Genomic DNA, 26,295 nt, shown 5'->3' with positions numbered 1-26,295 from the left:
AAGCCATGGCCAACACCGCTGAAAAGGCAAAGGGCGCTGCGCCCGCAGCCGACGCCAATCTCCCCTATGCGCTGCGCACCTACTCGCCCGAGGCGCTGACGGAAGCGCTGCGCAAGATGATGCTGATCCGCAAGTTTGAGGAAGGTGCGGAAGACAGCTACATGCGGGGCCTCATCCACGGCACCATGCACCTGTCCATCGGCCAGGAAGCCTCTGCCGTGGGCTCGTCCATGTCGCTTACGGATGAGGACAAGATCACCTCCAACCACCGCGGCCACGGCCACTGTGTTGCCAAGGGCGCGGATCTGGGGCGGATGTTTGCCGAGTTCTTCGGCAAGGAAACCGGCTACTGCCGGGGCCGGGGCGGCTCCATGCACATCGCCGATGTGGCCAAGGGCAACCTCGGCGCCAATGGCATCGTCGGCGGCGGCCTGCCGATTGCCGTGGGGGCCGCCCTTGCCGCCAAGCGGCTGGGCACGGGCGCTGTGACGGTCTGCTTCTTCGGCGACGGCGCCAACAATGAGGGTGCTTTCCATGAGGCGCTGAACATGGCCGCCGTCTGGAAGCTGCCGGTGGTGTTCGTCTGCGAGAACAACAAATACGGCATGTCCACTTCGGTGGAGCGCTCCACGGCGGTGAAGCACATTTCCGAGCGCGCCGCCGCCTACAGCATGCCGGGCGTGACCGTGGACGGGAACGACTTCTCCGCCGTTGCCGAAGCCGTGGATGCGGCGGTGGCCCGTGCGCGGGCAGGCGAGGGGCCGAGCCTGGTCGAGAACGTCACCTACCGCTGGCGCGGCCATTCCAAGTCCGACCGCAACCGCTACCGCACCAAGGAAGAAATCGCCGAGTGGATGGACCGCGACCCGATCAAGCGCATGGCCGCGATGCTGGTTGATCACGGCATCCTGAACCAAGAAGGCATCGAGGCACTGGAGGCCAGTGTGGCACAGCAGATTGCCGATGCCATCGCCTTTGCCGCCGCGAGCCCCTCGCCGCAGTCCTCCGAGGCCACCCGTTTCGTTTACACTGAAGAGACCGCAGCATGAACGCGCATCCGGCGAGCCCCCTCCGCGAACTCTCCTATGCCGAGGCCATCCGCGAGGCCATGGATCTGGCGCTGGGCTCAGATCCCCGCGTCGTTCTCATGGGCGAGGACATCGGCGTCTATGGCGGCGCCTTTCAGGTGACCGGCGATCTCGTGCACAAATACGGCACCGACCGGGTGATGGACACGCCCATCTCGGAACTGGGCGGTGCCGGTGTCGCCGTTGGCGCGGCGCTGACCGGCCTGCGGCCCATCTTCGAGTTCCAGTTCTCCGACTTTGCCGCCCTTGCCATGGAGCAGATCGTCAATCAGGCGGCCAAGCTGCGCTACATGCTGGGCGGCGCCGTTTCCGTGCCGCTGGTCATGCGCTTTCCGGCTGGCTCCGGCACGGGCGCAGCCGCGCAGCACTCCCAGAGCCTTGAAGCCTGGCTGGGGCACGTGCCGGGCCTGAAGGTGGTGCAGCCCTCGACGCCGGAAGATGCCAAGGGCCTGCTGCTGGCGGCGCTGGAAGATCCGGACCCGGTGATGATCTTCGAGCACAAGATCCTCTACAAGATGAAGGGGCATGTGCCGGAGGGCCATTACACCACGCCGATCGGCAAGGCCGCGATCCGCCGTCCGGGCAAGGACCTCACCATCGTCGCCACCGCCATCATGGTGCACAAGGCGCTGGAGGCTGCGGCCACGCTGGAAGCCGAAGGCATCAGCGCTGAAGTGATCGACCTGCGCACCGTGCGGCCGATGGACCGGGAGACCGTTCTGGCTTCCGTGCGCAAGACGGGCCGGCTTGTCTGCGTCTATGAGGGCGTGAAGACGCTGGGCGTTGGCGCTGAAGTCAGCGCCATGGTGGCCGAAAGCGATGCGTTCGACTTCCTCGACGCGCCGATCATCCGCCTGGGCGGGGCCGAAAGCCCGATCCCCTATAATCCCGAGCTGGAAAAGGCCGTTGTGCCGCAGGTGCCGGACATTCTGGATGCGGCCCGCAAGCTGGCGAAGGGGCGTGTGTGATGCCCAATGAAGTGATCATGCCGAAGGTGGACATGGACATGGCGAGCGGCAAGCTCGCCACCTGGCATGTTGCACCCGGTGACTGGGTGGAGAAGGGCGCGCCGCTCTTCGACATCGAAACCGACAAGGCCGCCATGGAGGTGGAGGCGCCGGCTTCCGGCTTCCTGCATCATGTCATTGCAGAAGGAACGGATGTGCCGATTGGTGCAACGGTGGCCTGGCTCTATGGCACGGACGAAGCCGTTGGTGAGCCGCCTAATCAATCCGCCGCGCCTGCTGTTGAAACGCCTGAAGCCTTGCCGGAACCTGCAGCGGTTGCTCCCGCCGCTGCACCCGTTGCCGTGCCTGCAGGTGAAACAGCAGGCGTGGGCAAGGGCCTGCGTGCCACGCCGCTGGCCCGAAGCCTTGCCCGTGAGGGCGGCGTTGATCTTGGTGCCATCTCCGGCACCGGCCCTCAGGGCCGCGTGCAGGGGGAGGATGTGCGCAAGGCGCTTGAGGCGGGCAGGGCGGATGTGACAGCGGAAGCGGTCCTTCCGGCTTCTGCATTGCCGTTGTCTCCCGAATGGCAGACGGGCCCGCTCTCCATCACCCGCAGCAAGGGCGGCACCGGGCTTCCCGTTGTGCTCATCCATGGCTTTGCCAGCGACGGGGCAAGCTGGGCGCCGCTGGAGGCCTATCTCAAGCACCGTCCGCTGATCCGCATCGAACTGCCCTCGCATGGCAAGTCGCCGCGCCTGCGCATTCCCGACTTTGCTTCGCTTGCAGCTGAGCTGCGCCGGGCGCTGGAGCAGACGGGCGAGGAGAAGGTGCATCTGATCGGCCACAGCCTCGGCGGCGCTCTGGCGCTGGCGCTGGCCGATACGCGGCCCCGGCAGGTGGAAAGCCTGACGCTGATCGCGCCTGCTGGCCTCGGGCCGGACATCAACGGTCAGGTTCTCTCCGGTATCTGCCGGGCGCAGCGGCCCGAAAGCCTTGCGCCCTGGTTGCGCTGCCTCGTTGCCGATCCGGACATGATCACCGATGGCTACGCCAAGGCCGCTATGGCCGGGCGCAAGGATGCGGCCCTCAGGGCGGCACAAACGGCGCTGGCCGATGTGCTGTTCCCCGATGGCACGCAGGGTTTCGATCTGCGCGCGGCGCTGGGCCGTCTCGATGTTCCGGCGCGGATCATCTGGGGCCGGCAGGACGGGATCATCCCCTGGCAGCATGCCCTGCGCGCCAGCGGTCAGGTGGCCTTGCACCTCATCGAGGGCGCCGGGCATATGCCGCAGGTGGAAGTCCCGGATCAGATTGGCAAAATCCTGCGGCAGCACCTATGATGAGGGATCACGGATTCCTCATCGATAACAGGAAATGCCCATGTCCGACAGCCAGAGCAGCCAGACGAACGGAGCGCGGGAGCGCGGCCCTGCCGACCAGCACGGCCAGCTCCGCATCCGGGCTGCCTGGCTCTATTATGTCGAGGGGCTGACCCAGTCGGAAGTTGCCAAGAAGCTGGACGTGAACCGCATTCTCATCACGCGGCTCCTGTCCGATGCCCGCAAGCGGGGCGAGGTGATCATCCGCATCAAGTCGGACATTGCCCCACTGGTGGAGCTGCAGCGCCAGCTGGAAGAGCGCTTCGGCCTGCGCCAAGCCATCGTCGCGCCTTTCTCCGATCCTGACGGCGATCCGACCCGGGCGATTGCCTCGGCGGCAGGCACCTATGTCTCCGGCATCATGGCCAATCGCATGACCGTGGGCGTGGGCTGGGGCCGCACGCTGCATCAGATGCTGCCCTTCATCGAGGGGCGGCAGCTGGAAGGCGTGCGCGTCATCTCGCTTCTGGGCGGTATTTCGCAGGCCAAGCGCTTCAACCCGGCGGAATTCGCCTGGCAGTTTGCCGAACTCTTTGACGCCGAAGGTTTCCTCGTGCCCGCGCCGGCGCTGGTGGATTCCGTCCAGACCCGCCACGCGCTGCTGGAGCATTGCGGCCTTGATCAGGTGCTGCAGATGGCCGAGACCTGCGATGTGGCGCTGCTCTCCTGCGGTGGCATCTCGACGCTCACCACCTCCTACAGGCTGGGGCAGGTGTCTGAAGCCGAGCGCCAGTCCCTTGTGGCGGCGGGAGCTGTGGGTGACGTGCTCTACCATTTCCTCGACGCAGAAGGGCGCACCGTGCCGCATCCGGTGAACGAGCGCTCCATCTCCATCCCGCTCGACCGGCTCGACCGGGTGAAGTCCAAGGTGCTGATTTCCGGCGGGCGCGAGAAGACCCAGATGATGCGCGCCACCCTGAAGGCGCTGGACATGGACGTTGTCATCACGGATGAACTGACCGCACAGCGGCTGCTGGGCCAGCTTGAAGCATGAGCCAAGTTCACTGCCTTGTCCGGATTGCGGACATTTCCGGTGGCCGGTTGCCTTGACAGGCCTTGGAGCCTCTGGGACTGATAGCGCTCCTTCCTTTGTTGCCTCAGGGCATCTCAATCATACGGGTTCGGCCATGATACAGGCGAAACGCGCAGCACTGCTGCTTTCCTCTTCCGTTTTATTTGCCTTTGTGGCGAACGCGCAGGCGACGGAGCTTCGCTTTGCCTCGCAGGGCGATCTGGTGTCCATGGACCCCTATGCGGTCGAAGAGGTCTTCACCTCCGGCTTTCTCGGCAACGTCTATGAAGGTCTCGTGCGCCGCACGCCGGACCTGAAGCTTGAACCGGCGCTGGCCGAAAGCTGGGAAATGCTGTCGCCCACCCAGTGGCGCTTCCATCTGCGCAAGGGCGTGACCTTCCATGACGGCAGCCCCTTTACCGCAGATGACGTGATCTACTCCGCCGAGCGCGTGCGCTCCGGTTCCTCCGACTTCAAGAACCGGCTTCCGGCGGGTGTCGAGATCGTCAAGGTGGATGATCACACGGTTGATTTTCTGACAAAGGAACCGAACCCGATCCTGAACTACACCTGGGCCAACTGGTACATCATGTCCAAGTCCTGGTCCGAGGCGAACAAGGTGGCACCGCCGCAGAAGGGCGGTGACACGGAAAACTACGCGACCCTGCACGAGAACGGCACCGGCCCCTACAAGCTGGCAGCGCGCGAGCCGGGCGTGCGCACCGTGCTTGAAGCTTATCCGCAGTGGTGGGGTGCTGCCGCGAAGACGGGCAACGTCGACAAGGTGACCTATACACCAGTGCCGAACCCGGCGACCCGTGTGGCCGGGCTTCTGGCCGGTCAGTTGGATGTGGTGTTCCCCATTCCCGTGCAGGACATCCCGCGCCTTGAGGCTGCACCGAATACGGATGTGGCTGCCGGGCCGGAGGTGCGCACCATGTACCTGTCCATGAACCAGTGGAAGGACACGCTGCCGGGCTCCGGCCTTGAGGGCGTCAATCCGCTGAAGGATGTGCGCGTGCGCGAGGCCATCTACCGGGCCATCGACGTCAACACCATCCGCGACAAGATCATGCGCGGCCAGACCACGCCTGCCGCCCTGATGGTGGCGCCGGGCGTCAACGGCTACACGGACGAGATCAAGCGGCTCGACTATGATCCGGAAAAGGCCAAGGCGCTGCTGGCGGAAGCCGGTTACCCGGACGGCTTCACCATGACCTACCAGTGCTCCAACGACATGTATGTGAATGACGAGGCGACCTGCCTTGCCATTTCCTCCATGCTGGCGAAGGTGGGCATCAAGGCCAAGCCGAACGTGCAGCCGCGGGCCAAGTATCTGGAATCCATCACTGCGCCGAACATGGACTTCGGCCTTGCGATGCTGGGCACCACGCCGTCCAGCCTGGACAGCCACATCGCGCTTTATTCCCTGCACATGTGCCCGCGCGCGGCAGAAGACCGGCCGCTGTGGGACAAGGATGATCTGACGAAGATCGTCGCGGGCAAGTCCAATTTTGCGGGCTACTGCAATCCGGAAGTGGACCGGCTGGCGGGCGAGATCCTGAAGGAAGCCGATCAGGACAAGCGCAACGCACTGATCCGCGAGGCCTGGACCATCACCACCAATGACGTGGCCTATGTGCCGCTGCACCAGACCTGGGCCGCGTGGGGCACGGGCAAGACCGTGAAGCTGGAACGCCGCGCCGACAACGTCTTTGACTGGCGCCACGTGACCATCGGGCAGTAAGCTTGCCGTTAAAAGCTGCGGCATCCGGGCTCCGGATGCCGTGGCGCAACCGGGATCCTCAGCGCAATGATCTTCTACATGCTCCGCCGCCTGTTTCAGGCGGGTATCGTGCTGCTGGTGGTGGCGCTGGTGGCCTTCTTCATGTTCCGCTATCTGGGCGATCCGGTGTCGCAGCTGGTCAGTGAGGAAACGAGCCTTGCCGACCGGGCGGCGCTGCGCGAGGCGCTGGGGCTGAATGATCCGGTGCTGGTGCAGTTCGGCCATTTCATTGGCCGGGTGGTGCAGGGCGAGTTCGGCCTGTCCTATCAGATGGGCCAGCCGGTGGGCCGGCTCATTGCCGACCGGCTTCCGGCCTCCATCGAACTCAGCGTCATTGCCTTCTCGCTGGCGCTGGCGCTGGGCATTCCGCTCGGCGTGCTGGCAGGGCTGAAGCCGGACAGCTGGCTTGCGCGGGCGATCATGATCTTCTCGCTCGCCGGGATTTCCATGCCCACGTTCTTTGTCGGGTTGATGCTGATGGTCTATTTCGGCGTGGAGCTGAACCTGTTGCCGACCTTTGGCCGGGGCGAAACGGTGGATCTCGGGTTCTGGACAACGGGGCTTGTGACCCGCTCCGGCTGGCTCTCCATCATCCTTCCGGCCTTCACGCTGGGCCTGTTCCAGCTCACCTTCATCATGCGCCTCGTGCGGGCGGAAATGCTGGAGGTGATGCGCATGGATTTCATCCGCTTTGCCAAGGCGCGCGGCCTGCCGGCGCGGCGCATCCACTTCCGCCATGCGCTGAAGAACACGCTGGTGCCCGTGATGACCATTGCCGGGCTGCAGTTCGGTTCGATCATCGCCTTCGGCATCATCACCGAAAGCGTGTTCCAGTGGCCGGGCATCGGCCTTCTGTTCCTGCAGGCGATTTCGAGCGTCGATATCCCGGTCATCTCCACCTACCTGCTGCTGGTGGCGGTGATTTTCGTGACGGTCAACCTGGTGGTGGACCTGCTTTACTACGCGGTTGATCCGCGCCTGCGCGCCAGCGCCACCTGAGGGGGAACGGATGCCTGCTTCTGCCACGCCATCCGGTCTGCGCCTGTGGATCGCCCGGCGCCCGGTGCTCTACCGGTTCCTCGCGTCGCCGCTGACGGTTCTGGCTGCGCTGATTGGCGGGGTGATGATCCTTGCGGCCATCGCCGCGCCGCTAATTGCCCCGCACAATCCCTTCGATATTGCCTCGCTCGATCTCCTCAACTCGCTGCTGCCGCCGGTCTGGCATGAGGGCGGTTCGCCGGAGTTTCTGCTGGGAACCGATGATCAGGGCCGCGACCTCTTTTCCGCGCTGCTTTACGGCACCCGCACCTCGCTGATGGTGGGCGGGGTGTCGGTTCTGGCGGCTGTTCTCTTCGGTCTCGTATTCGGGCTGCTCGCCGGCTATTTTGGCGGGCTGACGGATGCCATCGTCATGCGCGTCGTCGATATCCAGATGACCTTTCCGGCCATCATGGTGGCGCTGCTGGTGGATGGCGTCAGCCGGGGCATCCTGCCGCCGGATCAGCATGACCGGCTCGCCGTCTTCGTCATCATCTTCGCGCTCAGCCTGTCGATCTGGCCGCAGGTGGCCCGCACTGTGCGGGCCTCGACGCTGGTTCAGCGCAACAAGGACTATGTGCTGGCCGCGCAGGTGACCGGCATTTCCGCGCCGCTGATCCTTGTCCGCCACATCCTGCCCAATGTCATGGGGCCGGTGCTGGTGATTGCCACCATCAACCTCGGCGTTGCCGTGCTGGGTGAGGCGACGCTGAGCTTCCTCGGCGTTGGCATTCCGGCCTCAGAACCCTCGCTCGGCACGCTGATCCGCATCGGCAACAACTTCCTGTTCTCCGGCGAGCGCTGGCTGGTGGTGTTTCCGGGCATGACGCTGGCGCTGCTGGTGCTGTCGGTGAACCTCGTGGGGGACTGGCTGCGCGATGTCCTCGACCCCAAGCTGCGCTGACCGGAGGCCTGCCATGTCCCTGCTTTCCATTTCCGGCATGAGGGTGGAATACCCGCAGCCCCTCGGCACGTTTGTGGCCGTGCAGAATGTCAGCCTTGAGGTTGGGCGCGGCGAGATCGTCGGCATCGTCGGCGAGTCCGGTGCGGGCAAGTCCACCATCGGCAGCGCCGTGATGGGCCTGCTGGAAGCGCCGGGCCGGGTGACGGCGGGTGAAATCCGCTTTGACGGCGAGGCCATCGATCCGGCCAGCGAAAAGACCATGCGCCGCCTGCGCGGCAAGCGTATCTCGATGATCTTTCAGGACCCGCTGACCAGCCTCAATCCGCTGATGACGGTGGGGGCGCAGCTGATCGAGACCATCCGCATTCACCAGCCCATGAGCGAGGCAGAAGCGCGGGAGAAGGCCATCGGCCTCTTGGCGCAGGTTGGCATTGCCAGTCCGGCAGAGCGCATTGCGGCCTATCCGCATCAGTTTTCCGGCGGCATGCGCCAGCGTGTGGTGATTGCGCTGGCGCTGTGTTCAGACCCTGACCTGATCATCGCAGATGAACCGACGACGGCGTTGGACGTGTCCGTTCAGGCGCAGATCCTCGATCTCATCCGCAAGCTGGTGAAGGAGCGGGGCATCGGCGTCATTCTCGTCACCCACGACATGGGCGTCATCTCCGGCACGGCAGACCGGGTGGTGGTGATGTACCGGGGCGAGGTGGTGGAGAGCGGTCCGGTGCGGCAGATCATCGATGCGCCCACCCATCCCTACACCCGCAGCCTCATCGGCGCGGTGCCGCGCGGCGACCGCAAGCTGGACCGCTTTCCGCGCCTGACCTATCCGCCGCAGGCGGAGGACGCTCCGCTCAGCACAGACCGCAGCCCGGCGCTGCAGTGGCTCACCGAAGGGCGGGAGACCGGCGTGAAGGCGGCTGACGCCAGGCCCCTCATCGAAGTGCGCGATGTGCGCCTGCGTTTCCAGACGAAGGCGGCGCTGCTGCCGTCCAACCGCCGTTACTTCGAAGCCGTGCGCGGCGTCAGCCTTGATATCCGGCAGGGCGAGGTGCTGGGGCTTGTGGGCGAATCCGGCTGCGGCAAGTCCTCGCTTGCCCGCATGCTTGTGCAGATCTACCGGCCTACCTCCGGGAGCATCACCTTTGATGGCAAGACCGTGGGCGGGGCGGCGAGCCGGGCGGAAGACAGGGCTCTGCGCCAGCAGGTGCAGATGATCTTCCAGGACCCGTATTCCTCGCTCAATCCGCGCATGAGCACGGGCCGGATCATTGCCGAGCCGCTGACCCATCACGGCCTTGCCACCTCATCGGCCGAGCGGCGCAGGATCGTGGCGAACCTCTTGGAGGCGGTCGGGCTGGGAGCAGCGGCGGCGGACAAGTATCCGCATGAGTTTTCCGGCGGCCAGCGCCAGCGCATCGCCATTGCCCGGGCGCTGGCGACGCGGCCACGGTTCCTCATCTGTGACGAGCCGACCTCGGCGCTGGACGTGTCCATTCAGGCGCAGATCCTCAACCTCCTGAAGGATTTGCGCGATGCGCTGGATCTCACTGTGCTTTTCATCAGCCACGATCTGCCGGTGGTGCGCCAGATGTGCGACCGGGTGATCGTGATGAAGGAGGGGCTGATTGTCGAGGAAGCTGAGACCGAACAGCTCTTTACCGCCCCCGCCAGCCCCTATGCCCGGCACCTGCTTGACCTGATGCCGAGCCTGTAACTCCAGACCCCGAGCGGCATCCGGGCCTTTTCAAGGCATCTCTTAAAGTCTTGGTATTAAGTGCCCTCAGATCAGCCCGTGCTTGCGCAGACGGTATTCCAGCCGTGCCCGCGTCAGGCCGAGGCGGCGGGCGGCGGCGGAGATGTTGCCTTTTTCCTGCGCCAGCGCATCGCGGTAGAGCGCCTGTTCCTGTGCCTCGATCTGTCCAAGCCCTTCGCTGCGGGCTGGAAGCGGGGCGGTGCCGGGCGTCGTGCGCAGCACCGGCACAGGGCCTGTCGGCCGTTCGCTGCCCTGAAACACGTGGTGCAGGCCGATCAGGCCGTTGTCATCGGCAAAGACCACGCCGCGCTCCACAAGGTTCTGCAATTCGCGGATGTTGCCGGGAAAGTCATAGGCCAGCAGCGCGTCCATGGTGCTGCGGCTGAAGCCAGTGATGGCCTTGCCGTGCTTCTCCCGGAACTGGGCCAGAAAATGGGCGCAGAGCAGGGGGATGTCATCGCGCCGCTCCCGCAGCGGGGGAATGTGGATGGGGCAGACGTTGAGGCGGTAATAAAGGTCGCGCCGGAAGCGCCCGGCAGAGACTTCCTGCGCCAGATCCACATTGCTGGCCGCAACGATGCGCACATTCACCGGAATGGAACGGGTGCCGCCCAGCCGCTCGATGGTGCGCTCCTGAATGGCGCGCAGCAGCTTGCCCTGTGCGGAGAAGGTGAGGGAGGCGATCTCGTCCAGAAACAGCGTGCCGCCCTCAGCCCGCTCGAAATAGCCGGGACGGGCCGCAACTGCCCCGGTGTAGGCGCCTTTTTCGACGCCGAAGAGTTCTGATTCCACCAGATTGTCCGGAATGGCGGCGCAGTTGATGGCGATGAAGGGCGCCTTGCTGCGCCGGCCCAGCTGGTGCAACTGGCTGGAAAACAGCTCCTTGCCCACACCGGATTCGCCGATGAACAGCACGGTCGCATCGGTTGCGGCGACCTTCTCCAGAAGGTGGCTGGCGCGCTGAAAGCTGGCGGAGACGCCGACCATGCCGCTCGGGCCCTGGGCAGCAGGCTCTGCTGCGGCCGTTTCCGCTGACGGGCCTTTGGTGCTGGCGGCGGCGCTGCGCCCGCGCCAGGACAGGCCGAAATATTCCTGCTCCGGCGCGTCCTTGCCCCAGGCCGCAGCATCGCGTCCCACCACAAGGCAGTGCGGTGCGCCCATGCCGGCGCATTCGATCTCGCGGAAGAACACCGGATGGCCGAGAATGCGGCTGGTGTAGCCGGAGGGCACGCCGGTCTGCATCCAGCATACGGGCTCCTGCGCAAGGCCATGGCTGGCGTGATGCTCTGCGGCTTCCGAGGAGTCCTCCCAGACGAATTCGCCGTGATAGGTGCCCTTGTCCGCATCAAACTCGAAGTGGCGGGTCGTCACCTTGACGAAGCCCTCCAGCGTGTGAACGCGCGGACCTGCGGCCAGAAGCTGGGTGATGCTGGCTCCGGCAAAGCGGTCCAGCACCAGTTCCGCCGCCCTTACGCCCTGCAGATAGCCGATGCGCATCAGCAGCGCCTTGGCCCGCTCCATGCCCAGCGTGTCGATCAGCTCGGCGCGAAGCGCGCCCAGCACCTGCGACTGGATCAGCACCATGCGCTGGTCGTTGAGCCAGATGCGTCCGTCGCCGAGGGCAAAGAGCAGCGAATGCGCCAGATCATCCAGCGTTGGCGGGGCGGCGGTGGGCAGTTCGCTGAAGGCCCCGCGCCGGATCATCCGGCCCGTGCGGGCCGAGGCTTCGGCCAGGGAAATCAGATGGTCAGGGGTGCCGGGTGTGTTCATGAATTTCATGTTTTCATGAAACTGATGAGCTGTTCAATGAAATTCTGAAACCCTGCGGAATGCGGCATGGCTGCCCGTCCGTTGTTCCTCGCGGAAAAGTCCATGTTCTTCAGTGGCTTGCCCCACATGTCCGGCGCAGGCCCGTTGTGGCACGGCGCTTGCCTAAGGGAAACTACGGCCATTTGAGGAGATGGTCTGGCGGCGGAAGCTGCCAAGAGGAGGACGGCACGGGCGGTGCGGCAGGGCAAACTGCGGCGCCTCCGGCCAAAGGGAGGACCTGATCATGAACATGCTGCATGCCGGATTTCTGAAGCCGGGAAGCTGGAGCGGGCGCATCTTTGACGGCAGCTGGTCGGCATCTGCCGCCGGTACGCTGACCGTGCGCGAACCTGCGACCGGAGACGTGCTTGCCGAAACGGGCCTTGCCGGGCCGCAGGAGGTTGCCGCCGCAGCAAAGGCCGCCGCTGCGGCCCAGAAGGCCTGGGCCGCCGTGCTGCCGCAGGCGCGTGCCGCGATCCTGAACCGGGCGGCGGATCTTCTGGAGCAGAACGGGCAGGAGCTGATCCCCTGGATCATGCGCGAAAGCGGCTCGATCGAGGCCAAGGCCGGGATCGAGATCGAGCACGGCGCCCAGTTCCTGCGCCATGCGGCCTCGCTGGCCACCATGCCGATGGGGCTGGTTCTGCCGACGATGGATGGCCGCACCAGCCACGCCCGGCGCCTGCCGCATGGGGTTGTGGGTGTCATCTCGCCCTACAATTTCCCGCTCGTTCTGTCGGTGCGTGCCATCGCCGCGGCGCTGGCGGTGGGCAATGCAGTGGTGCACAAGCCCGATCCGCGCACGCCCATTTCCGGCGGCATCATCATCGCCCGGCTGTTCGAGGAAGCTGGCCTTCCCGCCGGTGTCCTGCATGTGCTGCCGGGCGGTGCGGATGCGGGCGAGGCCATGTGCAAGGACCCGAACATTGCCATGATCTCCTTCACCGGCTCGGCGGCAGGCGGCTCGAAGGTGGGCGAAGTCTGCGGCCGCCACCTCAAGAAGGTGCAGCTGGAGCTTGGCGGCAAGAACGTGCTGATCGTTCTGGATGATGCGGATGTGGATGTGGCTGCCTCCAACTGCGCCTGGGGTGCCTTCCTGCATCAGGGGCAGATCTGCATGGCGACAGGTCTTGTCCTTGCACATGAAAGCATTGTGGAGGCGCTGGCGGAAAAGATCGCGGCCAAGGCGCAGCATCTTCCGGTGGGCGATCCAGCCTCCGGCCGTGTGGCGCTGGGGCCGGTCATTTCCCCCAATCAGGTGGAGACGATCCAGCACATCGTCGATGATGCGGTTGCCAAGGGCGCAAGGCTTCTGGCGGGCGGCAAGGCGGATGGCCTGTTTTATCCGGCAACCGTTCTGGCGGGCATCACGCCGGACATGCTGGCCTTCCGCGAGGAGCTGTTCGGGCCTGTGGCCTGCATCATGAGCTTTGCCGGCGATGCGGAGGCTGTCCGCATTGCGCAGGACAATGACTACGGCCTGTCCGCCGGCATTCTCTCGGCCAGCACCTCGCGCGCCATGGCCATCGGCAATCAGCTCAGGACCGGCATGCTGCATATCAACGACCAGACGGTGAACGGCGGGCCCTTTGCGCCCTTCGGCGGCTTCGGCAAGTCGGGCAACGGCACCCGCATCGGCGGGCCTGCCGACATCGAGGAATTCACCCAGTGGCAATGGGTGACTGTCCGCGATCAGGCCCAGCCTTATCCGTTCTGACATCCCTTCCGCCGGACGCTGGCTGGCCTTGTGCCCGCCAGCATCCGGCCCTTTCCGTTGCTGGAGGCAATCATGAAAATCAAGGCAGCCGTTGCGCGCGAGACGCGTGCGGAACTCGTTCTGGAAACGCTGGATCTGGAAGAGCCGAGGGCAGATGAAATTCTGGTGGAGGTGGTGGCCACGGGCGTGTGCCACACCGACGTCGTGGTGCGGGACGGCATGCTACCGACGCCCTTGCCGGTGGTTCTGGGGCACGAGGGGGCAGGCATCGTGCGCAGCACGGGCAGTGCCGTCACCAAGGTGAAGCCGGGCGACCGGGTGGTTATGACGTTCAACTCCTGCGGCCATTGCGAAACCTGCAAGGAGCATCAGCCGTCCTATTGCTACGAGTTCTTCCCCCGCAACTTCTTTGCAACGCGGCCCGACGGCTCGACGGCCCTGTCGAAGGACGGCGAGCGCGTGCATGGCAATTTCTTTGGCCAGTCCTCCTTTGCAAGCCATGCCATCTGCAATGAAAGAAATGTGGTGAAGGTGCCGGAGGGCGCGCCGCTGGAGCTTCTGGGGCCGCTTGCCTGCGGCATCCAGACCGGAGCAGGCGCGGTGCTCAATGCACTGAAGGTGCGCGAGGGCAAGAGCTTTGCCGTCTTCGGTGCCGGGTCCGTTGGCCTGTCCGCCGTGATGGCAGCCAAGGTGGCCGGAGCACGGACCATCATTGCCGTGGATCTCAATCCGGACAGGTTGGAACTGGCGAAGGAGCTGGGCGCGACCCATGTCATCAACCCCAAGGCGGAAGATGCCACGGCGGCGATCCTCGCCCTCACGGGCACGGGCGTGCATTATGCGCTCGACACCACGGGCCTGCCGCCGGTCATCCGCTCGGCCGTGATGGCGCTTGCCAATGCCGGAACCTGCGGCATTCTCGGCGCCTCGGGGCCGGAGGCGGAGCTGCAGATCAACGAGATGCATTTCATGAGCGGCGGCCGGCGGCTGATGGGCATCGTGGAAGGCGAGAGCGATCCGGATGAGTTCATTCCGCATCTGGTCGAACTCTACAAGAAGGGGCTGTTCCCCTTCGACAAGCTCATCACCTTCTATGAGTTCGACGAAATCAACGCCGCCATCCATGCCTCCGAAACGGGCTCCGCCATCAAGCCTGTCCTGCGGATGGCGTGAGGAAGCATTTATTTCGTTGGATATGAGATGAAATCCTGAGGCCGTCTTCATGCGCGTGAAGGCGGCCTTCTGCGTTTGGCTTGGGCGTCCGCTTCCGCCGTCCGGCTTATCTTTGCGCGCGGGATGCGGGGCTGGCGCTGCTTTCTTGCGCTGGCTGCAACAGAGTTTTCCGGAATGCGCGATTTATTCCGGAAGATCAAAGTGCAAGCCTGACCCTGCAGCATGTTTCACCGGCAGGTGATCCCATCGATAAACAACAAGATCCACGCGGGAAAAAAGTAATTTTCTCCCGATGCTGGCCCATGCCCAGAGGTTCATCATGAAATTCACCCGTTCTCTGCCGCGTCTGGCGGCCCTCGCATTGACAACGGCACTTGTGGCAGCCGCGCCAGCGCAGGCGGATACCGTTTCTCTGGATCTGCAGAGCGCCTGGCCCCTGACCATGCCGGCCAGCGGCCAGAATGCCGAATATCTGGCGGAGAAGCTGAATGCCCTGTCGGGTGGCAGCCTCAAGGTGAAGGTCTATTCGGCCGGCAAGCTGGTGCCGCCGCTGCAGATTTTCGATGCCGTGCAGCAGGGCTCGCTGGATGCGGGCTACACCTCGCCGCTCTATGTGGCCGGGCGCTTCCCGGCCGTGCAGCTGTTCGGCGGCATCCCCTTCGGTCCGGATGTGCTGACCCACGCGGCCTGGATCTATAACGGCGGCGGCCGGGAGATCTGGTCGGAGATCTATGCCAAGCAGGGCGTCGTCACCATTCCCTGCGGCCTGATGGAGCGGGAGGCGGGCGGCTGGTACTCTTTCGAGATCAATTCTGTTGCTGATTTCAGCGGCAAGAAGCTGCGCTTTGCCGGGCTTGCGGGCGAGACCATGGTCAAACTTGGCGCTTCCATCGTGCTGCTGCCGACCGGCGAGATCTATCCGGGCATGGAGAAGGGCGTGATCGACGGCGCGGAGCTGTCCATGCCCGCCATCGACGTCACCGTCGGGCTCGATAACGTGGCCAAGAACTACTACCTGCCGGGCTGGCACCAGCCTGCGGCCATGAATGAGCTGATCATCAATCAGGCCAAGTGGGACAGCATGGACGAGGCCCAGAAGACGGCCATCGAGGAGGCCTGCAAGGCGACGAACCTGCGCTCCGTCATGTCCACCCAGACCGCCAATGCGGAAGCGGTGAAGGGCTTTGAGGCCAAGGGCGTGCAGGTGCGCCAGTTCCCGCCGGAGGTGCTGGAGGCCATCAAGGCCAAGGTGGATGAGGTGATGAAGGAGCAGAGCGAAAAGGACGCCGACTTCAAGCGCGTCTGGGAGTCCGTGTCGGCCTATCGCGCCTCGACCGAAGCCTGGGCAGCCCGTCAGTAACACGAGGATTGCGCGGGTGGCGGGCTGGAGACGGCCTGCCGCCCGTCCGCCTTCACTGCAACGGGGCTGTCCTCATGCATGTCGTCGAACTGGTGGACCGGCTCAGCCGGTCGGTGGGGCTTGCAGGGGCGCTGGTGCAGCCGCTGCTGATGCTCACCATTCTGGTCAATGTGCTGCTGCGCTATGTGTTCAATCTCGGCATGATCGAGCTTGAGGAACTGCAGTGGCACATGAATGCCGTCGTGGTCATGTGCTGTCTTGCCTGGGCGTACCAGCGCGACATGCATGTGCGGGTCGATGCGCTGCACGGGCGCATGGGAGAGCGGGGCAGGGCGCTGGCCGAAGTGCTCGGCGTTCTCTTCCTGCTGCTGCCCTTCGCCGGGTTCCTCACCCTGAATTCCTGGAAGATCTTCGAATATTCCTGGCGCCTCAAGGAAGGCTCGCCCATGCCCTCCGGCCTGCCGGCCCGCTACATCATCAAGGGCGTCATGGCCGCAGGCTTTGCCCTTCTTTTCCTGCAGGGGCTTTCCGTGCTCCTGAAATCCCTTGCCGTCCTGATCCGCCCCGGGAGGTCCGCCGATGGGCGTTGATGCGGTTTTCGTCTTCCTGCTGTTCTCCACCTTCATGGTGGTGATGTTCTCCGGCTATCCGGTTGCATTCGTGCTGGGCGGGGTCGGCGTGCTCTTTGCCGTGCTCGGCAGTGTGCTGGATGCCTTTGCCTTTGATGCGGACATGGCCTCCATCCGCATGCTGGGCTTTGTCGCCAACCGGACCTTCGACACGCTGTCCAGCTATTCGCTCATTCCCATGAGCATGTTCATCTTCATGGGCCTGATGCTCGACCGCTCGGGCATTGCCGAAAAGCTACTCACTTCCATGCACGGGCTGTTGCGGCAGGTGCCGGGCGGGCTGGCGGTGTCGGTCGTGCTGATCGGCGTCGTGCTGGCGGCCTCGACCGGCATCATTGGTGCTTCCGTGGTGCTGCTCGCCACCATCGCCATGCCGGCCATGCGGGCGGCAGGCTATGACGACCGGTTGAGCCTTGGCACCATTGGTGCGACCGGATGCCTCGGCATTCTCATTCCGCCGTCGATCATGCTGGTGGTCATGGGCGATCAGCTGCAGATCCCGGTGGGGGACCTGTTCAAGGGCGCCATCGTACCGGGCCTGCTGCTCGCCGGTGCCTATGTGGTCTATATCGTCACCGTGGCTCTGATCTGGCCGGACAGGGCCCCCAAAGGTCATACCGGTGATGCGGCAAAGGTGACCTTTGGCGAGCTGGCCCGGGTTCTTGTGGCGCCGCTGCTGCTGGTTGTGGCCGTGCTTGGGTCTATCGTCTTCGGCATTGCCTCGCCGACGGAAGCCTCCGGTATCGGTGCGGCGGGGGCAACGCTGCTCGCCATCGCTTCCGGACGGCTGGGCTGGAAGGGGTTCGTCGAAGTCTGCGAGGCAAGCGGGCTGACGACGGCCTTTCTCTTCGCGCTGATCTTCGGTGCCTCCTGCTTTTCGGTGGTGCTGCGCGGCTATGGCGGGGACGAGGTGATTGCCGATGCCCTTCATGCCATTCCGCTGCCGCCGGAAGGCACGCTGCTGCTGATCCTCTTCATCCTGTTCCTGCTGGGTTTCTTCCTCGACTGGATGGAGATCATCCTCATCATCGCGCCGCTGGTGATGCCGGTGCTGACGGCCATGGGCCACAATCCGGCCTGGGTGGCGATCCTGATGGCTGTCTGCCTGCAGACGTCCTTCCTGACGCCGCCGGTCGGCATGGCACTGTTCTATCTCAAGAACACGGTTCCCGATGCCGCCATCGGCACCATCTACCGGGCGGCGGTGCCTTTCGTGCTGCTGCAGATGGCGGTGCTTGCCGCCTGCCTCATCTGGCCGCAACTGGTGCTGGGGCTTGCGGGCATGAAGTGACACCGGGAGGGGGCTGATACCAACTCTCGATGAGCTTGTCTCATCGAGAGTTGGTCAAGCCCGTGCGGCGCATGAGCAAATTCAAGGCGTGATGCGTCAGCATCGAAAGCCTTGGTATAAGCCTACGCGCCGCCGGTGATCCACTCCTCCCCGTCATCGCCGCTTGCGTCCTGTGCCGCCCGGCGCTGCCCCTTGGCCGCGCTGGGCGGTTCGCCTTTCCAGCCCCGGTAGGCGCGCCAGAAGACCGTGCCGTCGGCATAGCCCAGACTATGGGCGATCTGGGTGACGCGGGCATCCTTCTGGGTCAGCTGATTGGCTGCCAGCTGGATGCGGTGCTCCCTGACGAGATCGCGCAGCGAGGTGCCTTCTTCTGCCAGACGCCGCTGCAGGCTGCGCGCTGACATGTTGAGCTCGGCCGCAAGGGCGGTCAGCGTCACCGGCTTCTGGCCAAGATAGAGGCTGATCCGGTTGCGGATGCGGTCCGTCATCGTCTGGCTTTCATCGCTTTCGTCGCCGATCAGGTCGGCAAGGTGATGCTCCAGAATGGTGACAAGCTCCCGGTCCTCGCTGCGGTAGATCCGCGTCGCATCATCCCGGCCCATGATGATCCGGTTGCTGGCCTGGCGGTAGAGCACGGGCGCGCGGAAAATCCGCTGTAAAAGCTGCGGATTGGCGCTCTCAGCATGCTCGAAATGCACTTCCAGCGGCTTCCACTCCGGCGAGAAGCAGGAGCGCACCAGCTGGGCGCAGGCGGCCAGCGTGTATTCCGCATCCTGCCGCCGCGGCCACATGACCGGATCCTGCAGCCGGTAGGTCCAGACCAGATCGCCATTGACCTCGAACATGTTGGACTGGGTGCCGCTCTGCAGGGCCATCACGTGGCTCGCCAGCCGCTGGAATCCGGCCGCAATGCTGGGTGACAGGGAAAACAGGACGCCCATCGGCCCCATGTCCGCCGGCTGCACCCGCATGGCCAGTTTCAGCCCCAGATCCGGATCCTTTAGATGGACGGCAGCCGCCTCGAACAGGGTCACATAGCGGCCCAGCGGCAGCACCGAATAGGGGTCGGAAAGCTGCGTCCGGGTGATGCCATATTTGGCGATGAACTCCTGTATATTGCTGCCCTGATCTGCGATGTGCTTCAGCAGTGGGGTCAAGACAGAGGCACGCACTGACTTTATTTTAGGCGTTCGTCCCATGCAGGAATTTCCCTTACGCAGAATTACGGGAATGTGGCGCATATTATCGGAAGTTTGACGCATAGTGCAATGGGACTGGCGCCGCGCGCGGTCATACTCAAAGAATAAAAATGAACTTCCAGGGGTAAAAACATGACGATCGACGCGAATACTCGCGCCGGCGGAGAGGTGCGGCTTGCCCGCAACTCGGTCGGGCTGGCGCATATTGTCTTCTTTGTGGTTGCAGCAGCCGCGCCTTTGACGGCTGTGGCGGGGGCTTCGCCTGTGGCTTTCGCCTTCGGCAACGGGGCCGGTGTTCCCGGTGCCTTCGTGCTAGCGGGCCTTCTCTACATCATCTTCTCGGCCGGGTTCACGGCCATGAGCCGCCATGTCGGCGGTGCCGGTGCCTTCTACACCTATATCTCGCAAGGACTTGGAAAGCCGATGGGCGTCGCCGGGGCCGTCATGGCGCTGGTGACCTACAGTTCGGTGCAGATTGCCGTCTACGCGCTCTTCGGCGTCTTCACGGCAGGCGCCATGGCCGGGCTCGGGCTGGAAGCGCCCTGGTGGGCATGGTCGCTGGCGGCCCTTGCGGTGGTCCATCTCTGCGGCCAGCGCAACATTTCCTTCTCCGGCAAGATCCTTGGCGTCGCCATGGTGCTGGAAATCGCCATCCTCCTGATGCTGGATGTCGGCATCCTGCTGCGCGGCGGCGGCCCGGAGGGCCTCAGCCTTGAGAATTTCGCGCCGTCCGTCGTGTTTTCGCCGGGGCTGGGCGTGGCGCTGGTCTTCGTGATCGGTTCTTTCATTGGATTTGAATCAACCGCCATCTTCGGTGAGGAAGCCCGCGATCCGGACCGGACCATTCCGCGTGCAACCTATGCTGCGGTGCTGCTGATCACCGGTTTCTATGCCTTCTCCACCTGGGCCATCGCGCAGCATTATGGCTCGTCCGTGATCCAGCAGACGGCAGAAGCCGGCCTTGAGACGCTGTATTTCAATGCCGCCGCTGATGTGCTGGGCCCCTGGTCGGTCACGGCCATGGAGATCCTGCTGATCGTGTCGCTGTTTGCCTGCGTCCTGTCCTTCCACAACACGCTGAACCGCTATTTCTTCGCCCTTGGCCGTGAGGGGCTGATTGCGAAGATCTTTGGCAAGGTCAGTGCCGCGCATGGGTCTCCGGCCGCCGCCGGCTGGCTTCAGTCGGCGATTGCCGCAAGCATTCTCATCGCCTTCATCATCGGCGGCGCGGATGCCTATGCGGTGGTGTTCTCCTGGATGTCGGCCCTTGCCGTGCTTGGCATCCTGATGGTGCAGTTCCTCGTGTCGCTGGCCATCATCGCCTACTTCCGCCGCCAGCATGGCCATGAGCACAGCATCCTTGTGACGCTCATCCTGCCGGCCCTGTCGGTCGTGGGTCTTGGCGGCGCCATCCTGCTGGTCAGCAGCAATCTGGAGCTTCTGTCGGGCAGTGACAGTGCGCTGGTGCAGTCCTTCCCGGTTCTCATCGCCCTTTGCGGCCTCGCCGGGTTCCTCTTCGCCATGCGGATCAAGAGCCGCCAGCCGGACCTCTACAAAAACCTCGGCGCTGTCTTCGAGTGATCCCTTCCTGCCGGGCGGTTCTGCCACAGAGCCTGTCCGCCCGGCAGCATCATTCCAACAAGCAAGAACACGAAATCCATCCAAAGGAGGAGCAGTCAATGCTCGACAAAACGTCCAACTTCATCCGCGAGAACAACACGCGGCATCAGTTCCACCCGATGATCCATCCGCTGATCTCGCAGGCCAATCCGCCGCAGATCATCGTCTCCGGTGACGGCTGCTATGTCACCGACATTGACGGCAAGCGCTATGTGGACGGCTTCGGCGGCCTGTGGAATGTCAATGTCGGTCACAACCGGCGTGAGGTGAAGGAAGCGATCATCGCCCAGATGGACCGCATTTCCTATTACTCGTCCTTCGCCGGCACCACCACACCGCCCTCCATCGAACTCTCGGCCAAAGTCTGTGAGATGGCCGCCGAAGAGGACATGGACAAGGTGTTCTTCAGCGCCAACGGGTCGGATGCGGTGGAGACCGCGCTGAAGCTCGCGCGCCAGTACTGGCAGCTTGCCGGAGAGCCGGGCCGCTACAAGTTCATCTCCATGAAGAACGGCTATCACGGCGTGCATTTCGGTGGTGTTTCCGTCAACGGCTCGCCCTATTACCGCGGCGCCTACGAACCGCTGCTGCCGGGCTGCACCCAGATCGACACGCCCTGGACCTACCGCAACCCCTATACGGAAGACCCGGAAGAGCTCTCCGAAATCATCGCCCGCCTGCTGGAGCGCGAGATCTATCATCAGGGGCCGCAGACGGTGGCTGCCTTCATCGCCGAGCCGGTGCAGGGCGCGGGCGGGGTGATCGTGCCGCCGGCCTCCTTCTGGCCGAAGGTGCGCGAGATCTGCGACCGCTACGGCGTGCTCTTGATCGCCGACGAGGTCGTCACCGGCTTCGGCCGGTCGGGCTCCATGTTCGGCTCGCGCGGCTGGGGCGTGAAGCCGGATATCATGTGCCTCGCCAAGGGAATCTCTGCCGGTTATGTGCCGCTGGGCGCCACCGTGCTGAACCGCCGCGTGGCCTCGGCCTGGTACAAGGACGTGACGCCCGGTGGCTTCCTGATGCACGGTTACACCTCCACCGGCCACCCGCTCGCCTGTGCCGCAGCTCTGGCGGCGCTCGACATCGTGGAGCGGGAAGACCTGCCGGGCAACGCCGCCCGCATGGGCAAGGTGCTGCTCGATGGCTTGAAGCCGCTGGAAGGCGTCTCCTCGATCATCGGCGAAGTGCGCGGCAAGGGCCTGATGGTCGGCATCGATCTCGTCGGCGACAAGAAGACCCGTGCACCGCTTGATCCGTCCAACGGCATTGCCGAGAAGGTGGCCTTCTACGCCCGTCAGGAAGGCGCAATTGTCCGCCCGGCCGGCTCCACCATCATCCTCTCGCCCCCGCTGGTCATCGGCGAGGAGGAAATCTCCATCCTCGTCGCGGCGCTCGGCAAGGCCTTTGCCAAGGTCGAGACGGAACTCTGATCCTGCAAATGGAAAGGCCCCGCCGGATCAATCCGGCGGGGCCTTTTCTTCACACCTGCGGCCTGTCATGCCAAGGCTTACGATGCTGACGCATCACGCCTTGAAATGGCTCAGGCGCCGCACGGGCTTAACCAACTCCCGATGAGTAAGTCTCATCGGGAGTTGGTCTCACATCATCCGCGGCACGAAGAGAACTATGGCCGGGAAGGCGAGGATCAGGGCGATGCGGCCCACATCCACCGCAACGAAGACGCCAAGGCCCCGGAAGATGGTGCCAAGGCTGACATCGCGCACCACCGACCGCAGCACGAAGGCATTGAGGCCGACGGGCGGGGTGATGTAGCTGACCTCGGTCACGATCACCACATAGATGCCGAACCAGATGAGGTCGAAGCCGGAGGCCGCGACAATCGGGTAAAACACCGGAATGGTCAGCGTGATCATGGACAGGCCTTCCAGCACGCAGCCAAGCAGCAGGTAGATGGCCGTGATCATCAGGATGATCAGCATCGGATGGTTGCCCACCGAATTGAGCATCGTCTGAATGTCCTGCGTCATGCCGGAGAGGTTGACGTAGTTGGTGAAGGTGAGGGCACCGAACAGGATGAAGAACATCACGGCCGTGGTCTTGGCGGTCTCGTAAAGCGTCATGATCGTCTGGCGCAGGTTGAGCCGCCGCTGGATGATGACGAGCAGGAAGGCGCCTGCCGCGCCCATGCCGGCGCTTTCGGTGGGGGTGAAGACGCCGAGGTAAATACCGCCCATGACGAAGACGAAGAGCAGCATGGCGCCGCTGATGCCCTTCAGCGCCCGGATGCGGTCCATCAGCGGCAGCTTCGGTTCCACCGGCAGATCCAGCTTGCCGATGCGCACGGAGATGATCACCGCAAGCGCATAGCCGAGAATGCCGATGATGCCCGGAACGATGCCGGCCAGGAACAGCTTGCCGATGTCCTGCTGGGTCATGATCCCGTAGAAGACGAGGATCACCGACGGCGGGATGAGGATGCCCAGCGTGCCGCCCGCCGCGATGGAGGCGGTGGAGAGCCCGTCCGGATAACCATACTTGCGCATGGAGGGCAGGGCGATCTTGGCCATGGTCGAGGCTGTGGCAAGGGACGAGCCGCAGACGGAAGAGAAGCCGCCGCAGGCAAAGACGGTCGCCACCGCCAGTCCGCCGCGCCGGTGCCTCAGCCAGGCATAGGCGGCGTTGTAGAGATCCTGCGCGATGCCCGACTGCACGACGAAGTTGCCCATCATCAGGAAGAGGGGAAGGATCGACAGAGAGTAGCTGCGGCTGTTGTCAAAGAAGGTCTGGCCCAGCAGGGACAGGGCCGGGTTGAGGCCGATGATGGCGACCGTTCCGGCGGTGCCGACGGCGGCCAGCGCAAAGCTGATCGGGAGTCCGGCGGCCAGAAGGGCGAAGAGGATGAGGATGCCGACTTCCCAATGGTTCATTCGGGCCTCCCAGCCTGCACCGGAAGGAGGCAGGCAATGGCTTTGGCGACAAGGATGAGGGCGGCAAGCCCGGTGAAGATCGAAACGAGGTAGCCGAGCGGGGCCAGCGGGATCTGCAGGCTGATGGTGGTGCCGCCATAGGAGCCGACCTGCGCGGCCGCGGCCCAAAGGCGCCAGCCGATGACACACAGGATGGCGGCGGAGGCAAAGGCAACCACGGGCCTGCGCAGTCTCTCCACCGCCCAGGGCAGGCGGGCGGTCAGCATGTCCACGGTCACATGGTCATCATCCAGCGTTGCGGCGGGCAGGCCGATGAAGATCACCGCCGCAAGCAGCATTTCGGTCAGTTCGGTGGCGCCCTGAACCGGGGATGCGAGAAAATAGCGGCCGACCACATCGGCCACGGTGAGCAGCATCATGGCGGTCAGCATGACCGCACAGATGCCGGCAAGGCCCATCCGGAACCAGGTCAGGCCCGCGCTGCGCGCAGGCCTTTCCCCGATGATGGGCGTCTTCTGGACGCAGGTGCTCATTCAGCGGCGGCCTTGGCGATTTCCGCCTGCAGCATCTCATAGGCAGCAGCGCCATCGACGCCGCTGGTGGAGACTTCCGCGATGCGCTTGTCGATCAGCGGCTGGAACTTGACCTTGAGGGCCTCGACTTCTTCCGCCGTTGCCTTGTGCAGGGTGATCTTGCCTTCCATGGCGCTGCGGCCGGCGGCGTCGACGGTATCCCACATCTTGCCGGCGCGGCGGACCAGCGGCTCGCCGATGACGGTTTCGATGGCTTCACGGTCCTTCGGGTCCAGGCTGTCGAACTTCGCCTGGTTCATGACGATGAACATGGTGGTGTTGTAGAGCCCGCCGGGGAACTCCAGACCCTGATCCAGCAGCGGGATCAGGTTGAAGAAGCTGACGGATTCGAAGGGGAAGAGAATGCCGTCGGCAATGCCCTGGGACAGAAGCTCATAGGCCTTGGAGGAGGGGCCTTCCACGGGTACGGCGCCAAGGCCGGTGGCAAGGTCATGGGCCAGCGTGCTGCCGACGCGCACCTTCTTGCCTGCAATGGCTTCCGGCGTGGTGAGTTCGCCGCCCTTCATGAAGATGGCGCCGGGACCATGCGTGAACAAAGCAAGAACCTTGACGCCCTCGTACTCGTTGGCGTCCTTCAGCATCTTCTCGTAGGTGCGCCAGTAGCCGATCGACACGGCTTCCGCGCTGTCGCCCAGGAACGGCATCTCGCCCAGAACGGCGGTCTTGAAGCGGCCCGGGGTGTAGCCGTTGACGGCGTAGGTGATGTCGGCAATGCCATTCTTGGCAAGGTCGAAGGAGGCAGGCGGGGGAGCGAGCGGAGCCGGCAGGATCTGTACCTTGACGCGGCCTTCCGTGACGCGCTCGATGTCTTCTGCCATCGGCTGCATGAGCTGGGTGACCTGCGGGTGGCTGGGCGGCAGCCAGCTGTTCAGGGTCAGCACGGTCTGGGCAGAAGCTGCGCCCGTCATCAGGCCAAGTGCCGTAGCGCCGGCAAGAGCAAAACTTGTGATCACGTTCATTTTCATCTAATTCCCCTCTGGTGTATTGTTGTGCATGCAACCGGCAATCGGCTCATTGCGACCGCCGCTGTTCGGAGGCTTTGCGCCCCTCGAAACCTTGGAAAGACTGGCCATGACTGCATCCGACACCGCTCACGTCTCTCAGGCCGCAGAGGCCGCCCTCGACGAGGGCGAGCAGGCTGTGAAGCGGATGAAGCGGAACTGGCCGTTTTATTGGATTTCCCGTGTGAACGGGCGTTACGTGCAGGTGCTGGAGCGCCGCCTGAAGCCCATCGATCTCGACATGCCGCGCTGGCGCGTGCTGATGTCGCTGCACGAGGACGGCTACCTCAGTGTCTCCGAGATTGCCGACTACAGCGTGCTCAAGCTCAACACCGCCACGAAGATCGTGCAGCGTATGCTGGCCGATGGTCTGGTCACCACCCGTGTCCGTCCGACGGATGGCCGCGTCACCGAAGTGACCCTGACACCCAGGGGCGACGAGATGCGCCGCCGCGCCCTGATGGAAGCGGACAAGATCCTCGCCGCGTCCTTCATCAATATCTCCAGCGAGGAGCTGGCAGCACTCAACGGCCTTCTGGAGAAGGTCTTCGACCGTCTGGGAGAGATCTGAGCGCGCTGCCGGTCCTGCCATCGCTTACCCCGCCGCTGCTTCAAGCTGGTGGAAGGCGCGGCTGAACCAGATCAGCCCTTCCGGCGTGCCGGACCACAGCCGGGTTGCGGCCACCTCACAGAAGAGCACGGAATGGGTGCCCTTCTGCTGACGGTCGATGATCCGGCAGTCGAAGGCGGCGGCTGCGCCCTGAAGAACGGGGGCGCCCGTCTCCAGCGTGTCCCAGCCGGCCTGCGAGAAGCGGTCTTCGCCCGTCCATTTGGTAAAGGTGCGTGACAGATCCCGGTGCCCGGGCCGCAGCACATTCACGCAGAGCGTGCCATTGGCCAGAAAGGCGTCATGGGCATAGGCGTTCTGGTTGATGCAGGCCAGCAGCATCGGCGGGCTATCGGTCACCGAACAGACAGCCGAGACGATCATGCCATGGCGCCCGGCGGGGCCATCGGTCGTCACCAGATTGACGGCGGCCCCCAGGCGGCTCATGCCTTCGCGGAAGGCTGTGATTTCCGGGGGAATTGGGGTCTCGGTCATGGC

Annotated in this window: 22 protein-coding genes; 16 read left to right on the top strand and 6 right to left on the bottom strand. The window is 64.3% G+C overall.

Translation table 11 applies throughout. From position 1 onward, the window contains the following. Positions 1 to 5: 5 nt before the first annotated feature. The 8 genes from ACVNHC_RS12475 (at position 6) to ACVNHC_RS12440 (ending at position 9,871) form a co-directional block, all read left to right on the top strand. Entirely contained in the window at positions 6 to 1,049 is a 1,044-nt protein-coding gene (locus ACVNHC_RS12475) for a thiamine pyrophosphate-dependent dehydrogenase E1 component subunit alpha (protein ID WP_457167702.1), read from the top strand. Then, positions 1,046 to 2,056, top strand: a complete 1,011-nt coding sequence (locus ACVNHC_RS12470; protein WP_019966160.1) for an alpha-ketoacid dehydrogenase subunit beta — start codon at positions 1,046 to 1,048, stop codon at positions 2,054 to 2,056. Before ACVNHC_RS12475 ends, ACVNHC_RS12470 begins: the two co-directional genes overlap by 4 nt. Next, positions 2,056 to 3,375: an acetoin dehydrogenase dihydrolipoyllysine-residue acetyltransferase subunit gene (locus tag ACVNHC_RS12465; protein ID WP_457167462.1), complete on the top strand. Its 1,320-nt coding sequence runs from the start codon at positions 2,056 to 2,058 to the stop codon at positions 3,373 to 3,375. Before ACVNHC_RS12470 ends, ACVNHC_RS12465 begins: the two co-directional genes overlap by 1 nt. 40 nt (positions 3,376 to 3,415) lie before the next feature. After that, positions 3,416 to 4,408 carry a sugar-binding transcriptional regulator gene (locus ACVNHC_RS12460; protein WP_208975621.1) on the top strand — a complete coding sequence of 331 codons (993 nt, stop codon included), beginning with the start codon at positions 3,416 to 3,418 and terminating at the stop codon, positions 4,406 to 4,408. Between the two features lie 133 nt (positions 4,409 to 4,541). Further along, complete coding sequence (locus tag ACVNHC_RS12455) at positions 4,542 to 6,173, top strand: ABC transporter substrate-binding protein (RefSeq protein WP_457167461.1); 1,632 nt, start codon at positions 4,542 to 4,544, stop codon at positions 6,171 to 6,173. A 66-nt stretch (positions 6,174 to 6,239) separates the two neighbouring features. Beyond that, a complete protein-coding gene (locus ACVNHC_RS12450; protein ID WP_457167460.1) occupies positions 6,240 to 7,211 on the top strand; it encodes an ABC transporter permease in 972 nt (323 codons plus the stop codon). A gap of 10 nt (positions 7,212 to 7,221) precedes the next feature. Continuing rightward, on the top strand, positions 7,222 to 8,154 hold the full coding sequence (locus ACVNHC_RS12445; RefSeq protein WP_457167459.1) for an ABC transporter permease: 933 nt from the start codon (positions 7,222 to 7,224) through the stop codon (positions 8,152 to 8,154). A 13-nt stretch (positions 8,155 to 8,167) separates the two neighbouring features. Continuing rightward, positions 8,168 to 9,871 (top strand): ABC transporter ATP-binding protein, encoded by a 1,704-nt coding sequence (locus tag ACVNHC_RS12440; RefSeq protein ID WP_457167458.1) that lies wholly within the window; start codon positions 8,168 to 8,170, stop codon positions 9,869 to 9,871. Between the two features lie 66 nt (positions 9,872 to 9,937). Here ACVNHC_RS12440 and ACVNHC_RS12435 read toward each other — a convergent pair whose 3' ends face one another. Further along, positions 9,938 to 11,689: a sigma 54-interacting transcriptional regulator gene (locus tag ACVNHC_RS12435; RefSeq protein ID WP_457167457.1), complete on the bottom strand. Its 1,752-nt coding sequence runs from the start codon at positions 11,687 to 11,689 to the stop codon at positions 9,938 to 9,940. A 274-nt stretch (positions 11,690 to 11,963) separates the two neighbouring features. On the opposite strand from ACVNHC_RS12435, the gene ACVNHC_RS12430 reads away from it, so the two are divergent. The 5 genes from ACVNHC_RS12430 (at position 11,964) to ACVNHC_RS12410 (ending at position 17,889) form a co-directional block, all read left to right on the top strand. Next, the gene (locus ACVNHC_RS12430; RefSeq protein ID WP_457167456.1) at positions 11,964 to 13,436 is read left to right on the top strand and encodes a benzaldehyde dehydrogenase; all 1,473 of its coding nucleotides are present in this window, start codon (positions 11,964 to 11,966) and stop codon (positions 13,434 to 13,436) included. 72 nt (positions 13,437 to 13,508) lie between these two features. Next, positions 13,509 to 14,609 (top strand): NAD(P)-dependent alcohol dehydrogenase, encoded by a 1,101-nt coding sequence (locus ACVNHC_RS12425; protein WP_457167455.1) that lies wholly within the window; start codon positions 13,509 to 13,511, stop codon positions 14,607 to 14,609. A 319-nt stretch (positions 14,610 to 14,928) separates the two neighbouring features. Beyond that, complete coding sequence (locus ACVNHC_RS12420; protein WP_374629850.1) at positions 14,929 to 15,969, top strand: TRAP transporter substrate-binding protein; 1,041 nt, start codon at positions 14,929 to 14,931, stop codon at positions 15,967 to 15,969. 74 nt (positions 15,970 to 16,043) lie between these two features. After that, positions 16,044 to 16,559: a TRAP transporter small permease subunit gene (locus ACVNHC_RS12415; protein WP_058899725.1), complete on the top strand. Its 516-nt coding sequence runs from the start codon at positions 16,044 to 16,046 to the stop codon at positions 16,557 to 16,559. Then, positions 16,549 to 17,889, top strand: coding sequence for a TRAP transporter large permease (locus ACVNHC_RS12410; RefSeq protein WP_457167454.1), 1,341 nt, complete (start codon positions 16,549 to 16,551; stop codon positions 17,887 to 17,889). Before ACVNHC_RS12415 ends, ACVNHC_RS12410 begins: the two co-directional genes overlap by 11 nt. A 122-nt stretch (positions 17,890 to 18,011) precedes the next feature. On the opposite strand, the gene ACVNHC_RS12405 is transcribed toward ACVNHC_RS12410, so the two are convergent. Beyond that, complete coding sequence (locus tag ACVNHC_RS12405) at positions 18,012 to 19,088, bottom strand: AraC family transcriptional regulator (RefSeq protein ID WP_050473242.1); 1,077 nt, start codon at positions 19,086 to 19,088, stop codon at positions 18,012 to 18,014. A 132-nt stretch (positions 19,089 to 19,220) separates the two neighbouring features. Here ACVNHC_RS12405 and ACVNHC_RS12400 point away from each other — a divergent pair, with 132 nt between their 5' ends. Further along, the gene (locus ACVNHC_RS12400; RefSeq protein WP_457167453.1) at positions 19,221 to 20,669 is read left to right on the top strand and encodes an APC family permease; all 1,449 of its coding nucleotides are present in this window, start codon (positions 19,221 to 19,223) and stop codon (positions 20,667 to 20,669) included. Positions 20,670 to 20,767: 98 nt separating this feature from the next. After that, a complete protein-coding gene (locus tag ACVNHC_RS12395) occupies positions 20,768 to 22,138 on the top strand; it encodes an aminotransferase class III-fold pyridoxal phosphate-dependent enzyme (protein ID WP_050473319.1) in 1,371 nt (456 codons plus the stop codon). Between the two features lie 168 nt (positions 22,139 to 22,306). Here ACVNHC_RS12395 and ACVNHC_RS12390 read toward each other — a convergent pair whose 3' ends face one another. The 3 genes from ACVNHC_RS12390 to ACVNHC_RS12380 are packed head-to-tail and all read right to left on the bottom strand — an operon-like array spanning position 22,307 to position 25,148. Further along, positions 22,307 to 23,596: a TRAP transporter large permease gene (locus ACVNHC_RS12390; RefSeq protein WP_050473244.1), complete on the bottom strand. Its 1,290-nt coding sequence runs from the start codon at positions 23,594 to 23,596 to the stop codon at positions 22,307 to 22,309. After that, a complete protein-coding gene (locus tag ACVNHC_RS12385; protein WP_050473245.1) occupies positions 23,593 to 24,129 on the bottom strand; it encodes a TRAP transporter small permease in 537 nt (178 codons plus the stop codon). The genes ACVNHC_RS12390 and ACVNHC_RS12385 overlap by 4 nt, the downstream gene beginning before the upstream one ends. Continuing rightward, on the bottom strand, positions 24,126 to 25,148 hold the full coding sequence (locus ACVNHC_RS12380) for a TRAP transporter substrate-binding protein (RefSeq protein ID WP_457167452.1): 1,023 nt from the start codon (positions 25,146 to 25,148) through the stop codon (positions 24,126 to 24,128). The genes ACVNHC_RS12385 and ACVNHC_RS12380 overlap by 4 nt, the downstream gene beginning before the upstream one ends. Before the next feature lie 112 nt (positions 25,149 to 25,260). Between ACVNHC_RS12380 and ACVNHC_RS12375 the strand changes: the two genes are divergently transcribed. Further along, entirely contained in the window at positions 25,261 to 25,761 is a 501-nt protein-coding gene (locus ACVNHC_RS12375; RefSeq protein WP_208977659.1) for a MarR family winged helix-turn-helix transcriptional regulator, read from the top strand. Between the two features lie 24 nt (positions 25,762 to 25,785). Here ACVNHC_RS12375 and ACVNHC_RS12370 read toward each other — a convergent pair whose 3' ends face one another. Beyond that, positions 25,786 to 26,292, bottom strand: coding sequence for a flavin reductase (locus tag ACVNHC_RS12370; RefSeq protein WP_457167451.1), 507 nt, complete (start codon positions 26,290 to 26,292; stop codon positions 25,786 to 25,788). Positions 26,293 to 26,295: the final 3 nt, after the last annotated feature.

It is taken from the genome of Pannonibacter sp. Q-1, from assembly GCF_054073275.1.
This window is presented reverse-complemented; position numbering and strand designations above follow the sequence as displayed.

Coding starts and splice junctions, on each gene's coding strand:
- ACVNHC_RS12475 (WP_457167702.1), top strand. CDS start 6: ATGGCCAACACCGCTGAAAAGGCAAAGGGCGCTGCGCCCGCAGCCGAC.
- ACVNHC_RS12470 (WP_019966160.1), top strand. CDS start 1,046: ATGAACGCGCATCCGGCGAGCCCCCTCCGCGAACTCTCCTATGCCGAG.
- ACVNHC_RS12465 (WP_457167462.1), top strand. CDS start 2,056: ATGCCCAATGAAGTGATCATGCCGAAGGTGGACATGGACATGGCGAGC.
- ACVNHC_RS12460 (WP_208975621.1), top strand. CDS start 3,416: ATGTCCGACAGCCAGAGCAGCCAGACGAACGGAGCGCGGGAGCGCGGC.
- ACVNHC_RS12455 (WP_457167461.1), top strand. CDS start 4,542: ATGATACAGGCGAAACGCGCAGCACTGCTGCTTTCCTCTTCCGTTTTA.
- ACVNHC_RS12450 (WP_457167460.1), top strand. CDS start 6,240: ATGATCTTCTACATGCTCCGCCGCCTGTTTCAGGCGGGTATCGTGCTG.
- ACVNHC_RS12445 (WP_457167459.1), top strand. CDS start 7,222: ATGCCTGCTTCTGCCACGCCATCCGGTCTGCGCCTGTGGATCGCCCGG.
- ACVNHC_RS12440 (WP_457167458.1), top strand. CDS start 8,168: ATGTCCCTGCTTTCCATTTCCGGCATGAGGGTGGAATACCCGCAGCCC.
- ACVNHC_RS12435 (WP_457167457.1), bottom strand. CDS start 11,689: ATGAAATTCATGAACACACCCGGCACCCCTGACCATCTGATTTCCCTG.
- ACVNHC_RS12430 (WP_457167456.1), top strand. CDS start 11,964: ATGAACATGCTGCATGCCGGATTTCTGAAGCCGGGAAGCTGGAGCGGG.
- ACVNHC_RS12425 (WP_457167455.1), top strand. CDS start 13,509: ATGAAAATCAAGGCAGCCGTTGCGCGCGAGACGCGTGCGGAACTCGTT.
- ACVNHC_RS12420 (WP_374629850.1), top strand. CDS start 14,929: ATGAAATTCACCCGTTCTCTGCCGCGTCTGGCGGCCCTCGCATTGACA.
- ACVNHC_RS12415 (WP_058899725.1), top strand. CDS start 16,044: ATGCATGTCGTCGAACTGGTGGACCGGCTCAGCCGGTCGGTGGGGCTT.
- ACVNHC_RS12410 (WP_457167454.1), top strand. CDS start 16,549: ATGGGCGTTGATGCGGTTTTCGTCTTCCTGCTGTTCTCCACCTTCATG.
- ACVNHC_RS12405 (WP_050473242.1), bottom strand. CDS start 19,088: ATGGGACGAACGCCTAAAATAAAGTCAGTGCGTGCCTCTGTCTTGACC.
- ACVNHC_RS12400 (WP_457167453.1), top strand. CDS start 19,221: ATGACGATCGACGCGAATACTCGCGCCGGCGGAGAGGTGCGGCTTGCC.
- ACVNHC_RS12395 (WP_050473319.1), top strand. CDS start 20,768: ATGCTCGACAAAACGTCCAACTTCATCCGCGAGAACAACACGCGGCAT.
- ACVNHC_RS12390 (WP_050473244.1), bottom strand. CDS start 23,596: ATGAACCATTGGGAAGTCGGCATCCTCATCCTCTTCGCCCTTCTGGCC.
- ACVNHC_RS12385 (WP_050473245.1), bottom strand. CDS start 24,129: ATGAGCACCTGCGTCCAGAAGACGCCCATCATCGGGGAAAGGCCTGCG.
- ACVNHC_RS12380 (WP_457167452.1), bottom strand. CDS start 25,148: ATGAACGTGATCACAAGTTTTGCTCTTGCCGGCGCTACGGCACTTGGC.
- ACVNHC_RS12375 (WP_208977659.1), top strand. CDS start 25,261: ATGACTGCATCCGACACCGCTCACGTCTCTCAGGCCGCAGAGGCCGCC.
- ACVNHC_RS12370 (WP_457167451.1), bottom strand. CDS start 26,292: ATGACCGAGACCCCAATTCCCCCGGAAATCACAGCCTTCCGCGAAGGC.